Raw genomic sequence first — 14439 nt, 5'->3', positions numbered from 1 at the left:
CGCCCCATCTCACCGCGTCACCTTCATCTCCGTGAACTCCGCCCAGCAGTCGTGTGTTGGTGCCCATGTGGAGTCGCCACCGCCGTGAAAGGTTTCAAAGTACAGCCCATCCACCCCAAAGCTGTCCACCGTGCGCCATTCCATGTCAGTGCGTTCCACCACAGGCCTGCCATCAATCCACACCCTTAGCACACCGTCGCGCTTTCCCACCGCGTTCATAGTCACTGCGATCCTCACTTTGACAGGCACCTCCGTGGGAAAACGAAAGTCCGCAGGAAAGGCGAAGCTGTCGCCATAGTCACCCTTTTGATTTTTGTGGTACACGTAGGCTTCGCCTCGTCCCTCTTTGCGCCACATCAGCCTTGCCGAAAATCCATTCACCCCTGTTGCCCGGCGACCGCCGCTCACATTGTCCGGCCCACCGCACAATCCCGGCAGCTTGCCACCTTTCACAAAGTCAAAGCCCTTGCTGAAGCGCATCGTGTAGCTCAGCTCTGCTGCCTCATGTTTTCCCAGGGGCATGCGCCATCCGGCCCCACCTTGTTCAGGCCCGATCTTCCCCACGGCAAAGTTCACACGCAGCCATTTCAAGGCATCGCTTTCGACCACCGCCACCCGCCCCTGGGCAATGCCGCCCTCAAACTCACACCCCGGCCAGTCGCTCTTCCATTGCTTGATCGTGTACGGTCCCTGCCCGCCAGCCAGGGAAACATGCACAGGCAGATCCGCCAGAAGGCCAGACGCCCATGAAAACAAAAACATGAATGCTAAACAGCGCATGCCCACTTATAAGCCTGCCGCTTAAGTCCTGCTGAAAAAAAATCACACTGGACACACATCAGGATTCTTGGTGTCATTTCAGCCATGAAGATGATTCATGCGCTGCTCTGGCCGCTGCTGCTCCTGTCACACGCCACCGCCGCAGAAACCGACTGGCGCAAGGCTGCGCGTGAGTTCATGGCTGGACAGGATTTCGCCCCCATCGAAATCAAGCCCGGCACACGCTTTGAAACAGACCGGGCACGCCCACGCTTTGCCTGGATGCAGCGCGTTCTCATGCCTGCCTTTGAAAAGCATCTGGAGAAATGGCCGCAGTACGCTGACGCCGCACGCAGTTTTGCCAAACAGGCGCTGATGATCAAAGCCGGTCATCCTGACGTCGATCACAGCCGTCCTTGGGAGGTGCTGGCCCAAGAGGGGACGGCGCTCATCAGGAATCATGTGGACGATCCGCTGATACTATGGCTCACCGCTGCGGCCGTCTGGGAATTTCGTGAAGGCACCCATGAGGCGCGGGATCACCTCTCCAAAGCCTCCCGTCACAGGATGATCCGGGACTACCCTTCTGTGCTTCCATCATACATCCAGGCAGAGCTCAGGGACATCGCCATCCAGCGCTACAGTTCCCAGGAGACCATCTCCAGAATCAATCTGGCGCTTTTCAAGGAGCTCATGAAAAGCGCGCCTGACCAGGCGGTGTATGGCCCGCAGGATGATGAACTGCTGTATGATGATCTTGGTCACGCCATGGGTGGCGTTCAGTCCAAAGACTGCTCTGCCGAGCTGGCGCAGCTCTGCACCACTTCCCATTTCACCCCATGGCTTCGCGAAATGCTCCATGGCCGGATTCAGAATCACATCGCCTGGGATTACCGCGGCGGCGGTTACGTCAGCACAGTGAGCGAGGAAAACGGCAGAAAGTTTGAAGAACACCAGATCAAGGCACGCGCACACTTTCTCATGGCCTGGGAGCTGCACCCAGATCGCGCTCCCGCCGCTGCCAGCATGATTGACATTGTGAAATGCGGTCACGGCAGGCCTGAGGATTCCCTCAGGCTCTGGTTTGACCGCGCGACCTCCGCTGAGTTCGACGACTATTCCGCTTATGAAAACTATCTGTGGGCCTTGCGCCCACGCTGGGGTGGCAGCCTGGAGAAGATGAAGGCCTTCTACTGCGCCTGTGCACTCACAGAACGCCATGACACCGGAGTCGCAAAGGCGTTGCGCAAGACCCTCGAATATCTCGAAGAAGACTCCCAGGACTCACGAAGTCTGCTGTCAAGGTCGCCGCTTCGCGAGGTCATGACAGCCTCCCTCCGCAGCCTTGCCACATCTCAGCAGGTCTATCGCCTTTGGGAGCATCCATGGCGCCTGGCCGATCTGGGGCTCATGGCATGGAAGGCCTCGGATTATGAAACGGCCTATGAAACCTTTCAGCAGGTGCCCGTCCCATTTCCCAGGCAGACCCGGCGGTGGTTGAGCCTGCAGGCAAATGAAACCGACGTGCGCGGCCAGTCTGCAGTCTTCGCCTTCGGTTTGAACGCTGAATGGGAGGTAGCCGAAGAAAACTACCAACTCGGAAAACTTGACGAGGCACTGCAAAGTTTTCAGGACATCGCCTCCCGCTTCCAGGGCGAGCCTCCGGCTCTGCTGCTGCAGCGCATCGCCGCCTGCAAATTTGAAAAAGCCTTTGCCTCCGGCCAGTGGGTGCCCCTGCCTGCCACGCCAGATCTCAGCGGCTGGTATCACCGCAGCGGTTTCTGGAAAGGCCTGCCAACAGGCACCCTCGTCAACACCGGACATGACGGTGCCGCCTACCTGCTGCACAACGGGCGGGTTGGCTCCAGTTTCGAACTTTCTGGCTTGTACCAGATCAAGAATGCTCCTGGCACTCAAGGGCTCAGCATCATGATCGGCTACCACAGCACGTTCAACCATGAAGACTGGGTGGGCTGCAACCAGTGGGGGCACTCCAGCAGTGAAGATGCGGCCACCCTGCTACGGCGGGCCTACCTGTCGGATGCTCCTCAGATCAGGCTCCCTGCAAACGGTCAAGTTCACCGTTTCCACATCATTTGCCACGCAGGTGCCATCACCTACCGTCTGGACCACCGGGACATCGCGGTGGATCGTAGAGTCACTGACGAGGCAGGCAATGCATTTGAAATGCGGGAAGACTCGGTCATCGGTTTCTGCTCCCAGATGTTCCGGGACAATTCCGAAACTCACATCCGCCATCTTGCCATTCGGAAGCTCGATCCGCCAGCTGCCACGGAAAAAGAGATCAATGCTGGCAGCCTGGAGGCACTGCGCTCAGGCTTTGCCAAAGATTGCCGCGATTCACTCAGGGACCTCAATGCAGCCAGCCTTCTGGAGGCCGGGCAACTGGCCGACGAGCTGCGCCGGGAACGCAAGACCGCTGAAGCCGGCAAGATCATGGCTTTCGCAGGGCTACTGAAGCAGGACACCCGGGTGCAGGCGGCTGACATGCCAGTCCCAGCCGCAGACGAGGTCGCACTGTCCGCGCTCCTGCGCGGTTACCATGCGAGTCAGGCTGCTCGTCTGCTCACGACCCAGAATAAGTGGAAGGCCAAGGCACTCAAACTGCTGGGCTCTGCCGAGCAGAGCCAGGTGGAAGCGTTCATCCTCGCGGAGTTGGAGCCCAATCCTGCCCCCCAGACTGAAGAGCTCCTGGCCCCCGGCAATGCGTTCAAATGGCTGCCACAGGCCGGCGAATGGACTCGCACCGCCGATGTGCTCACAGGCAGCGGCGACAGCACCATGCTTTATGAGCTCAGCCGCAAGCCGCCCTTCCAGATCGACTTCGACATCAATGTGCTCAACGGCAACCGCCCGCGGCTGCTCATGGGCAAGGTCAAGTTTGCCAATGAAGCCGGCAAGCCAACCTTCGGCCTGTACCCTCAGCCCAAGGGGGAAAAGCTGTTCGACTACGAACACAGCAAACTCTATCACATCACCCTCAAAGCCACGACGGACAAAACCGAACTCCTAATCGACGGCAGCCATTTCTGCGACGGGCCAAAGATCGAGAGCGACCTCAATGTGCTCCAGTTTCGAGCTGGCGACTGGTCCTCCAAAGGCAAAACCGAGTTCCACAAAATCCGCATCTCTCCCCTGCATTGAATCACTTGCCGGCCCGAAAGTGTCTGTTGAGGCAAAAACTCACTTGCGCGAAGCCCGGACATGATTAAGACTCTCCTCCCTCCAACGCTGTTTGGTTTCAAACATGCCTCCGTAGCTCAGTTGGTAGAGCAGTTGACTCTTAATCAATTTGTCGTAGGTTCGAATCCTACCGGGGGTACCACCCATGAGATGGTAAGCTGAGTTTCAAAATTCAGCATTCACCACAGGGCGCACACTCTTAAAGGCTTCCGCATACTTGGCTCCGCAGGCCAGCCCCCGATAGCGGGCCAGCACACTCTTCGTCTCCATGGCGGCGTCCGTTTTCGTCGGATCATACGCCTCATTGCGCACGTACGCCATCAGCCTGCCAAGCCATTCGCTCGCAACAGGCCACTCCGTGGAGACGTCCACATAGGTGTCCGGCTCAAAGCCGATCGTGTGCCCCGGACCGTTGTCATACCAGTACACCCGTGAAGGCGATTTCACCTCATCCCGCCCGAGCAGCCTCGCCGGCTGGTACAAGGCCGCATGGCAGATCGCGCTGGCAGCCTCATGGTCCGGGTGCCGGTCTCGCGGCCACAGCATGAAGGCCGTGTCAGGTTTCACGTCAGCCACCACTTCAGCCACGGCACGCTTTGTCTCGAGTGTCGGCTCGAAGCCAAGGCTCTTGTAGGGCAGAAAGCGCATCTCCATGCCTCTCTCAGCAGCCAGTTGCTTCGAAAGCTCCATCAGTCCCTGCTCCCGCCCTCTGACCGGCGGCCAGTTGGTGTAATCACCAATCAAACTGAGAATGACCACTCGCTGATGCTTTTGCACAGCCCTCAGCAGAGTGCCAGGGATGCCGAAAGGACAGTCATCATAATGGGCGCCGATGGCGAGAATGCTGCGTGTCATGCCTGCAGCATGGCCACGAGAGCCCGCGAGAGCAAGCAAGCAAGTCAGCCCCACCTTTTTCAGACTTATTCTTAACCAAGATTAACTAAACTAAATACATTTTTCTAAACCCAGAATAATAATTTATATTTTCCATTGCATCGTTGAGTCGCAAAGATCATATTCGATAATACGCCTCGCGCGAAATAAATACCCACTGCATTTTCCATACGGACACGTCAGAGCTATGAATGAAGGGCCTCAACTTTTTGGTTCCCTCTCATTGGCAAGCCACCGCAATGGCTCGCCGATCAAGTTGCCGCGTGCTCAGGATGAAGTCGTCATGCTGGCCTTTGATCAGCGAAACTGCCGCTTGGTGGAACTCCACATCTTCACCGGCCAGACTGCTCAAGCCGCCCCCCCTAGCCAGACCGCCACCATCAGACGCTTGGTCAAGCCCCCGCGCTGGCAGTTCCCCCCAGGCTGGAGCAGCTCTCGTCTTGGCGGGCGCCGCTTCAAATCTGACAGGCAAAGCTCAAAGCGGCAGCGGCCACGCAGGCGCACCCTCGTCAGTGCTCTCCACCGTTTCCACGAGACCCAAACAAACATCGATCATGCGGCGGCAAAGCCCGAAATCGTCGATGCAGACCAGCAGTCCCGCACATGCGAAAATCTTCGCGCAGCCTCAGGCCTGCGCGGCCAGTCCTTCATGCGGATTCTCGACGTCGGCATGGATGACGGACTGGCCTACTATGTCACCGGCCTCAATGACGGTGAATTTGTCCAGGAGTATGTCCGCAGGCGTGGTGCTTTGCCGGTCGTGACCTCCCTCGCCTTGGTCAAGCATCTCCTCCAGGACCTCGTCAAAATCGATGCAAGCCTGCACCTGCACTCCACCCTTTGCGTGGAGCGGGTGCTCGTCACCTCACAGGAGGAGGAATACTTGCAGCTCCGCCTGTTTGACTACGGGCTCTCTCAACCAGCGCCCCCTGCCTCCGCCCTGGGCGTTTCCAGGCTTGTAGGTGAGACTTGCCGGTTGCTCTTCCTGCTGCTCACCGGGCAGCCCTACTCCAGTGGAAATCCGGAAGATTTCAGCACGATCGCCGAACTCCCGGCCAACCTGCGTTTTGTCATCAAATCGGTCCTGACCACCCGGCCAGCGGACGTGTCAATCACCCTCAAGAGTCTGCGCGATGAGATCCGCGAGGCCATGTGTTCCTACGCCACCTTGGTGCAGGCCCGAAATCCCAAGATGCTGCTGGTGGCAGATATCTCCACCCTGCCCATCTCCCACCTCCAGACTTTGCTCCTTGGAGACATCCCCCTCAAAAACCTGTTCGGAGAAAGTTTCCGGATCCAAAATCCCGAGCTCTCAGGCCGCCATGCCTTCACTCTTCCGGCGGTCAACGTGTCTGCTGACCAGTCAGTCACCCTGCACTTGCTTCCGCCAGAAAGGATCGTCAATCAGCCTGACTTCATGGCCCTGCCGCCCCAGGTCTGGCGGCAGGACCCCTCAAAGCAGATCAACCTTCTGCACATGCTCAACCTCTGGAAGGGCCCCGACTGGGCATTTCTCTCAGAGGTCCGCGAGCCGGGCATGTCTCTCAGCGCCTTGATGGCCAAACGCGGCACGCTCAACCCCGGAGAAGTCGTCACGCTGCTCAGGCAGATCCATTCCGGGCTGGAGCAGGCTTTGGAAACCGGGGTTCATCGGGTTGACTTGGATCCTTCCAACATCCAGCTCTGCGTCGGCTATGACGGTCCCGTCCTGCCTCGCGACCTCGAGCGCCTGCACCTCAAGCGGCTGGACGCCTGGCCCAAATTTGTGGTGAAGCTTCGCCTGCACAAGACCATGCGCAGTTTGTGCAAGCCCCGACTCATCGATCTTGGCCCGTGGGCCACTCCCATCGGCGAGGAACTCACTGTCATCGCCGCTCGCGAGGAGCGTCATCGTGCCTTCATCTGCCTGGCCGCCTATCTTCTCACAGGTGAAGGGCAGATGCGGGAGATAGCCAAACTCCCCAGCAGCATGCCCGAGACGGCAGCCGGATTCGTGCTCGACTCCCTGCAGCGGGCGCTGAGCAGCAGCCCCGTTCCCTCTCCTCCTGACTTTACCGAAAAGCTCTCCCATCTTCTGACCACAGCCAGTGCCGAGATGGACCGCCTGGAAGATCCCCTGGCCGCACAGCCCCCGCTCGCCCAGCAGGAAACGGAAAGCGGAGGTTTTGTCTCTGATTTTGAAGAAGACAGGCCCTCAGAAGAGGCTCCGGTGGATCACCCCAGAAAGACTCTTCTTCTGGCCCCGGTCAGCCACGACCTTCAATCGCTCGATTTCCATCGCCCTTCCCCGCCTCGGTTCAGATTCCCTTGGCTCGCATTGGCGGCCACGGCAGTCCTCCTGGGAGCGCTGGCATGGATGATCTTTGGAGATTTCACAGAGTCCACCTCAGGGCTGTTTGTGAGTTCTTCACAGCCTCCCGCTCAAACACCGGCCCCCATTTCCGAAGAAATGGCCCCCGCTCTCTCCAAGCCTCCGGCCCATCCGCCCTCCCAGCCACAGCCCGTCATTCACAAAACCCCTGTGCTGGCCCTTGAGCCCGCCCCTGCTCCGCCCCAGCCCCCCCAGGCCTTGGCAGCAAACGTTTCAGCGCCAGCCCTCCCGAAAGAGTCGCCCCCTCCCCCTGCGCCAGCCACACCAGAAGCAGCCGCCACCCCGAGGACGATGGTTGCCAGCGCTCCGGAGCCTCAGCTCGCTGCGCCAGAAGTTGCACCGCGCATGGCTCCCCCACCCGAGGATGCACCCGTCATACGTCGTGCCATACTTACCACCTCCGGGAATGCCACGCCTGCTCAGCCAAGCTCGCCCCCAAAAGAAGTGGCCGCCACCATCATCCCCCCCGCGCCGCCAGTCACCGCAGAAGCGCCCGCGCCCGCCGCCAGGGTGTCAGCCACCGGGCAGCCCCCCCCTTCTGCCCAGCAAGTCCCAGCACCACCAGCCCCCGCGTCAGCAGTCGCAGAGCTGGACGGAGTCACCGTGCGTCATGCCATTGTTATGACTCAGGAAGAAATCAACGAGACCCTCCGTTCCCAGGCCAAAGCACGCAAACGCACCTCCAGAAGGAGATAAGCCAGCAGCTTCGTTCGCACGAAAACACCATTCATCGGTTGCAAGACACGGGGTGTTTCATCACCCTCCAGCGCATGCCTGTGCAGCCAGCGGCCGCACTCAATGCCCTGCGCCATGAAACACCACACCTCCAGGACCTTCAGCCTGCTTTGCACCCTTGGTTTCCTCAGGGCATTCGCCGTCATCACAGCAACGGCAGCCCCGGCCGAAAAGCTCGCAGCGCTTGAAAAGCTTCCGATCAAAGCCGGAAAAATCACTCTCGTAGAAGAAAGCAGCGCCAGCACAGGCACACGAGTGCCGCCGCATGTCGTGGTGAAAGCCAACCTTACACCTGCTTCAGACTCCAGCATCCATGTGGAAATCTGGCTCCCTGAAGCAGCACAGTGGAACCGCCGCTTCATCGGCCTGGGAAACGGCGGCGCAGCAGGGCGCATCAATTCAGGAAGCCTCGCAGGGCCGATGGCTCGCGGCTTCGCAGTGGCCACCACAGACATGGGCACCGCCCCAAATTCTGATTCCGGCATCGGCAAACCGGATGTGTGGAAGGACTTCGGCTATCGCGCCACCCATCTCATGACCACGCTGGCCAAGGAGGTCATCCAGTCTTACTATGGCCGCGCCCCCGAGTACTCCTACTTCAGCGGCGGCTCGACCGGCGGCTCGACCGGCGGCCAGCAGGCACTCCAGGAGGCCCAGCGCTATCCCGAAGATTATGACGGCATCGTGGCCAACGTCCCCGCCCACTGCCGCACCCCTCTGCATGCTTACTTCCTCTGGAACGAGCAGATTTTCCATGACTGCCCATTCACCCCCGCGCAGGAGGAGAACATCATAGCCGCAGGCAATAAATACATGGCTTCCCGCGAGATCCCCCAGACCGCAGGCAAAATGGTCTCCGATCCTCGCTGCAACGATTACGACATCGAAGCCGTCATCGCCATTGCCCAGAAGAAGGACCCGACGCTGACGGAGAAGCACGCCGAAGCGCTGCGGAAACTCTTCGGCGGCCCCAAACACACGATCACCGGCGAGCGCATCTTCGACGGCATCCCCCTCGGCAGTTCCTTCAAAATCGCCCACGGGCACCTCTATCTTTTCCAATGGGTCTTCGGCAAGGACAAAGACCTCTACAGCCTCGACTTCGGCAAGGACATCGACACCTACACCGCAGCACTCGGCCCCTATCTCAACGCTGAAAATGCAGACCTGAGCCCCTTCGAAAAACGCGGTGGAAAGCTCATCATGATCTCCGGCTCCTCCGACTCCTGCGTCCCTTACCACGCCACGCTCGACTACTACGAGCGCGTCATCGAGCACTTCGGCTCCCTTGAAAAAACCGCGTCATTTTGCAAACTCTACATCGTCCCCGGCATGAGCCATGGCCCCGGCCCTGGAATCAACAAACTGCCCGACATGCTCGGCCTGGTCATGCACTGGCGCGAAAAAGGCGAAGCACCTCACGCTCTCAGTGCACAACGGGTCAACGACGGCAGAACTGAAATCGACATGCCGCTCTATCCCTACCCGGAAAAAACCAGATGGGACGCCTCAGCCGGGTTTAAGCCCGTTCAAGGGCCACGCGGTGGTGTGGACCGCGTCGCCGAACGTTTCCGGCCCAAGGCCGCAGAGTGACTTGGCCGTCACTCACGCCGCCACCAGATCATACCCGCGCCACTCCTTCACCGTGACATCCGCAAAGCTGCCCACCGGCAGCTTCTTGTTCACAAACACCGTGGTGTCGATGTCGGGGGCGTCCATTTCGCTGCGCGCCACTCCGGGCTCCTCCACAAGCACGCGCATTTTGCGGCCGACCTGCGTCGTGTTAAAGCCCTCGATGCTGCGCTGAATGGCACGCATCGCCTCGTTCCAGCGGGCCTTGCGGGTCATGTGGTGGATCTGGTCCTCCATCTTCGCTGCACGCGTATCCTCCTCACGGGAGTAGTTGAAGACCCCGGCACGCTCAAACTTGGTGTCCTCGATGAACTTCAGCAGCTCGTTGAAGTCTGCCTCCGTCTCACCCGGAAAGCCGACAATGAACGTGGTGCGGATGGCGATGCCCGGAATGCCAGCACGGATGCGCTTGATCAGGTCGCGGATGTAGGCGCCGTCCGTCTCGCGTTTCATGAGGCTCAGCATGCGGTCGCTGATGTGCTGCAGCGGCATGTCGATGTATCGCGCCACCTTGGGGCTCTCGGCGATGGCCTGAATGAGATCGTCACTCCAGTGCGCGGGATGCGTGTAGAGCAGGCGGATCCAAAAATCACCTTCGATCTGGTTCAGCTCGCGGATGAGAGAGGAAAGGGACTCGCCCTTGGTGGAGTCCACCCCGCTGCGTGGCTTCGGGCGCTCTTCCGTCCACTTGTCCATGCCGAAATAGGTCGTGTCCTGGGAGATAAGGTTGATCTCCTTCACACCGCTGGCGATGAGCTGTCTCGCCTCCTTCACAATGCTTTCCTGTGTGCGGCTGCGGTGGCGGCCACGGATGCGCGGAATGATGCAGAATGAGCAGGGATGATTGCAGCCTTCGGCAATCTTGATGTACGCCATGTGCTGCGGCGTCAGCCGGAAGCGCGGCGTGTCATAATCTGGGATGTACTGCGGCTGACGGGTCACCAAGTTTTCCTGCTCGTGCTCCTTGGTCCCCACAAGCTTCTGAATGATGGGGGCCACCTCGGTGATTTGATCGAGGCCAATGAAGGCATCCACCTCCGGCATCAGGCCGGGAAGCTCCTGCGAAAAGCGCTGCGAAAGGCAGCCGGCCACAATGATCTTCTGCCGCGCCCGCTTCTTCGAGCCTGCACGCTGGTCCACCGCATCATGCACCGCGCCCACGCTCTCCTTCTTGGCCATGTCGATGAACGAGCAGGTGTTTACGATGAGCACATCCGCGAGGTCCGGCTCAGGCGTCATGACCATGCCCGCCTGCTGGAGGTGGCCGATCATGATTTCCGAGTCGATAAGATTTTTCGCGCAACCGAGGGAGACGAGGCCGACTTTGATCATGGGGCGCGGATGGTAGCGCCTTTGCGGCAATCGAAAAGGGGAAAGATGACCGCCGGAAGACGGTTTTCACCAGATTGGGTCTCAGGAAACAAGCATCGTTGGCTGCTGCGGCGCACGGTTGTCGCTCAGCTCAAACGCCCGGGCATCCGTCTGCGGCTTCTGCACCGCTTTCGCCAGCGCCTTGCTCAGTCCGTCCAGAGAGTAAGGCTTGAGCATGATGTCCACAGGCGGCGTCCGGCCCTGGCTGAGGATGGTAAACTCATCAGGATCAATGACAAAACCACTGCACACCACGACAGGCACATCATTGCCCACGGCGCGCAGCTCTTTAAACGTGTCACGGCCGGAAAGCTTGGGCATGTAGATGTCCAGCAGGACGGCGTCCACCTTCTCCTGGGTGCGTAGAAGGATGTCCAGCGCCTGCTGGCCGTCGCTGGCCTCCAGGACTCGATAGCCAAGGAAACCCAGCATGTTCATCGCGATGGAGCGCACCGGAGCCTCATCGTCCACCACCAGGATGGTGGTCTGGCTGCCCACCGGGGCATTGATGGCAGGACCGTTGTCGATCGGCGACTCCTCCTCGACCTGTTCAGGATTGAGCAGCCTTGGAAGGAACACTCGGAATTCGCTGCCCCGTCCCAGCTCGCTGTCAAATTCGATCCATCCCCCGTGCTCACGCACAATGTCCTGGGCGGTGGAAAGTCCCAGCCCTGTTCCCTTGCTTCCTGACTTTGTCGTAAAGAAGGGCTCAAAGATGCGCTGGCGGTGCTCTTCGGAAATCCCGTGGCCGTTGTCACGCACCACGAGCATCACAAATTCGGCCGTCTCGTTGTTTTCCGCCGCTTTCGACGGCTTGCGGTGGGTCACGTTCTCGACAGCGATTTCGATCACCCCCTTGTCCGCAGGCAGCGCATCCCGTGCGTTGAGGCAGAGATTGAGCATCACCTGCTCGATCTGCGTGGCGTCACCGGTGGCATACGAGGCGTCCATGCCTCCACGCATCTGAATGGTCACACGCGGATCGATGCTGTGCTTCAGCAGGTTCTGCACATCCGCCAGAAGGCGCTTCAGATTCATGGCCTTGCGCACCGCCGCACCGGTGCTGCGGCGCGAATAGCCAAGAAGGGATTTGACGAGCTCGGCCGCCCGCGTGGTCGCGTGGTTGGCGTTTTGCAGCTTGTCACGCACTCCGGCCTGGTTGGAGGCAGGCGTCAGCTCTGCCAGCGTCAGGTTGCCACGAATGGCCGTGAGCAGATTGTTGAAGTCATGGGCGATGCCGCCGGCAAGCTGCCCGATCGTTCCCATTTTCTGCGATTCGCGCAGCTGGTTCTCCAGCACGCGCATCTCAGAGCGGTCTTTGACGATCCAGATACGTCCGATCACCTCGCCGGCATCCGTCCGCATCGGGCTGGAGCGCAGGGAGAAAACACGGTTGTCATGGGAGACCAGCGGCGGCGTTTCAGCCTGGCCTTCGAGACTCGCTGAGGTCTTTTCGATCCAGGCCGTGATCACAGCCTTCTCTTCAAATCGGTCGATCAAGGCGCTGAGAATGCGCTTTGAGTCACGTCCGGCGATCTCCTCCACAGGCTTCCCGAGAAAATCATCCAGCTTCGAGTTCGATGCGATGATCGCCCCCTGGGCGTCCACCACCAGCACACCCTCGTCACTCGCGGCAAACAGGCCCTGCAGAGCCGTGAATGCCTCACGCAGCAGACGCTCCGCATTAAGCAGTCTCTGTGCCGTCTGGCAGGCATGCTGTTCGGCCGCGTTCAGCGCCTGACGCTGCTTGGCAAAGATCATGTTGATGTCACAGCGCAGCTTCCAGAAATCAGCCGGCAGCCATTCTGCGGACTGCGCATCTGGGGGCACCCCGCGCAGCACCGCCGTGGTGCCCTTCATGACAGCCGTTGTCGGCTTCAGCAGCCAGCCGGCCACCAGATAGGCGGCCAGAAAGACGCCACCGCCAAGGAGCACCCCGTTGATCCCGAAGAACCACTCGAGCGGCTGTCCCATGATGCGAGTGGCCCCCATGGCCGGCAGGAAGCCGAACAGCCAGAGGGGAAACAGGATGCGGAGTCTCAGGGAATTCATAGAAGGTGAGAACGAATAATAGGGCAATAACGGTCAATTAACAGCACGATTGGGAGCAGATTGCATGCGGCTGAGGATCTGTTGCATGCAGTGCTCGACGGCCGCGCTGAGGTGGTTTTCCAGCCACGCCTCAATCTCACCACGCAGTGCAACGAGGCTGGCCTGCGCCTGCTGCCCTGTCTGGGGAAGACGTTGCTCCATTCGGTCAAGCCGGTCATTCAAGGCGCTTGTATTCATGGCGATGCCGAAGATGTCGTTGCGAAGCTGCTCGATCTGGGCCGGCAGATCATGCGCCACAGCGCCCGCTGGCGCGGCAGGCTGCAGAGGTGCAGGCGCAGGTACAGCCTTTGTCGCAAACAGCTCTGCCGACCTACTGGCCTCCATCCCCGGTGCGTAGGGCGCATGCGCCACATTTGAAGGAGATAAACTTGGCTGCATCTGGGCTGCCCAGACCATGGCCCCCTGCTCCGGCAGCGCAAACGGGCTTCCCGTGCCGACTGGCATAGGCTCAGTGCTGACAAAACCCGGGGCAAAGCTCATCAGCTTCTCCGCAATGGCCACGGCGATGGGCTCTGCGGGCCTTGCGACCTCGGAGCTTTGGCGTTGGGTGGAGAATGAAAATGGTAAAGGCATGCTTGGAATCAGGCAGTCCGATGAATTTTATCAATATTAACAATAAAATCCATAATTATTTTAAATTAATTTGAACGCTACCGCCATATCCCTATCTCTTTTGGGTCTGCTTTTAGCCCTGCTCACCCCCTCTTTTTTGCAATTTAACTCATTGTAAAACAACAAGTTAACAATTTCCACTCATTCACTTTATACGATATTTTATCACTCCCGCCTTCTAAATTAACCAATCTCAACCACCGTATTCAGAAAAAGCGCTGCCTTGCACGATCCTTCGCCATGGCTACCCTCTCCCTGACATGGATGAACGTATCACTAAACGCTTGGAAACCCATCTGGCCAGCCAGGGGTTGCGCCGTACCAAGCAGCGGGATGTCATCGTCGAGGCAGCCTTCGCCACCGACGAACACTTCAAAGCAGAGGAACTGCTGGAAAAAGCACGCAAGCTCGACAGCACCGTATCCCGTGCCACCGTCTATCGTACTCTCACCCTGCTGGTCGAGTGCGGGCTGCTTCGTGAAGTAGATCTGGGACGTGACCAGACTTACTACGACCCCAATTTTCTCGACAAGCCCCAGCACAATCACCTGATCTGCCTCGACTGCGATCGGGTGGTGGAATTTGAGGACGACCACACCGCTCTCCTCCATGACTGCATCACCCGTCGGCTGGGCTTCCAGCCCAGCATGAAGAGCATGCGCATTGAAGCTCACTGCGATGAGCTTCGCCGCCTGGGAAAATGCAGCTACCGCGATGCCAGGCACGCGGTAGCTGACTGACACCCGGTC

9 protein-coding genes and 1 tRNA gene are annotated in these 14439 nt (G+C 59.3%); 5 read left to right on the top strand and 5 right to left on the bottom strand.

Translation table 11 applies throughout. The annotated features are described in order from the left end of the window. Positions 1–9 precede the first annotated feature (9 nt). Positions 10–762, bottom strand: coding sequence for a polysaccharide lyase (locus ACZ5WW_RS21705; RefSeq protein ID WP_377162803.1), 753 nt, complete (start codon positions 760–762; stop codon positions 10–12). 102 nt (positions 763–864) lie between these two features. On the opposite strand from ACZ5WW_RS21705, the gene ACZ5WW_RS21700 reads away from it, so the two are divergent. After that, positions 865–3924 (top strand): hypothetical protein, encoded by a 3060-nt coding sequence (locus ACZ5WW_RS21700; protein ID WP_377162801.1) that lies wholly within the window; start codon positions 865–867, stop codon positions 3922–3924. A 105-nt stretch (positions 3925–4029) separates the two neighbouring features. Beyond that, positions 4030–4105 (top strand) — tRNA-Lys (locus tag ACZ5WW_RS21695). A 23-nt stretch (positions 4106–4128) separates the two neighbouring features. Here ACZ5WW_RS21695 and ACZ5WW_RS21690 read toward each other — a convergent pair. Further along, positions 4129–4818, bottom strand: coding sequence for a PIG-L deacetylase family protein (locus ACZ5WW_RS21690; protein WP_377162799.1), 690 nt, complete (start codon positions 4816–4818; stop codon positions 4129–4131). Between the two features lie 262 nt (positions 4819–5080). Between ACZ5WW_RS21690 and ACZ5WW_RS21685 the strand changes: the two genes are divergently transcribed. After that, on the top strand, positions 5081–7924 hold the full coding sequence (locus ACZ5WW_RS21685) for a protein kinase family protein (protein ID WP_377162797.1): 2844 nt from the start codon (positions 5081–5083) through the stop codon (positions 7922–7924). Positions 7925–8038: 114 nt separating this feature from the next. Continuing rightward, entirely contained in the window at positions 8039–9556 is a 1518-nt protein-coding gene (locus ACZ5WW_RS21680) for a tannase/feruloyl esterase family alpha/beta hydrolase (protein WP_377162795.1), read from the top strand. 12 nt (positions 9557–9568) lie between these two features. Here ACZ5WW_RS21680 and rimO read toward each other — a convergent pair whose 3' ends face one another. From rimO to ACZ5WW_RS21665, 3 genes are all read right to left on the bottom strand, one after another. Next, positions 9569–10927, bottom strand: a complete 1359-nt coding sequence (gene rimO / locus ACZ5WW_RS21675; protein ID WP_377162793.1) for a 30S ribosomal protein S12 methylthiotransferase RimO — start codon at positions 10925–10927, stop codon at positions 9569–9571. Between the two features lie 81 nt (positions 10928–11008). Next, complete coding sequence (locus ACZ5WW_RS21670; RefSeq protein ID WP_377162791.1) at positions 11009–13018, bottom strand: hybrid sensor histidine kinase/response regulator; 2010 nt, start codon at positions 13016–13018, stop codon at positions 11009–11011. Between the two features lie 33 nt (positions 13019–13051). Further along, a complete protein-coding gene (locus ACZ5WW_RS21665) occupies positions 13052–13651 on the bottom strand; it encodes a hypothetical protein (RefSeq protein ID WP_377162789.1) in 600 nt (199 codons plus the stop codon). Between the two features lie 299 nt (positions 13652–13950). On the opposite strand from ACZ5WW_RS21665, the gene ACZ5WW_RS21660 reads away from it, so the two are divergent. Continuing rightward, complete coding sequence (locus ACZ5WW_RS21660) at positions 13951–14430, top strand: Fur family transcriptional regulator (protein WP_377162787.1); 480 nt, start codon at positions 13951–13953, stop codon at positions 14428–14430. Positions 14431–14439 lie beyond the last annotated feature (9 nt).

The organism is Prosthecobacter fluviatilis, assembly GCF_055388355.1.
The sequence above is the reverse complement of the archived record's forward strand: the minus strand, read 5'-3'. Positions and strand labels throughout refer to the sequence as shown.

Bases quoted from the DNA above. Each gene is read 5' to 3' on its own strand.
- ACZ5WW_RS21700 (WP_377162801.1), top strand. From the start codon at position 865: ATGAAGATGATTCATGCGCTGCTCTGGCCGCTGCTGCTCCTGTCACAC.
- rimO (WP_377162793.1), bottom strand. From the start codon at position 10,927: ATGATCAAAGTCGGCCTCGTCTCCCTCGGTTGCGCGAAAAATCTTATC.
- ACZ5WW_RS21705 (WP_377162803.1), bottom strand. From the start codon at position 762: ATGTTTTTGTTTTCATGGGCGTCTGGCCTTCTGGCGGATCTGCCTGTG.
- ACZ5WW_RS21665 (WP_377162789.1), bottom strand. From the start codon at position 13,651: ATGCCTTTACCATTTTCATTCTCCACCCAACGCCAAAGCTCCGAGGTC.
- ACZ5WW_RS21670 (WP_377162791.1), bottom strand. From the start codon at position 13,018: ATGAATTCCCTGAGACTCCGCATCCTGTTTCCCCTCTGGCTGTTCGGC.
- ACZ5WW_RS21690 (WP_377162799.1), bottom strand. From the start codon at position 4,818: ATGACACGCAGCATTCTCGCCATCGGCGCCCATTATGATGACTGTCCT.
- ACZ5WW_RS21680 (WP_377162795.1), top strand. From the start codon at position 8,039: ATGAAACACCACACCTCCAGGACCTTCAGCCTGCTTTGCACCCTTGGT.
- ACZ5WW_RS21660 (WP_377162787.1), top strand. From the start codon at position 13,951: ATGGATGAACGTATCACTAAACGCTTGGAAACCCATCTGGCCAGCCAG.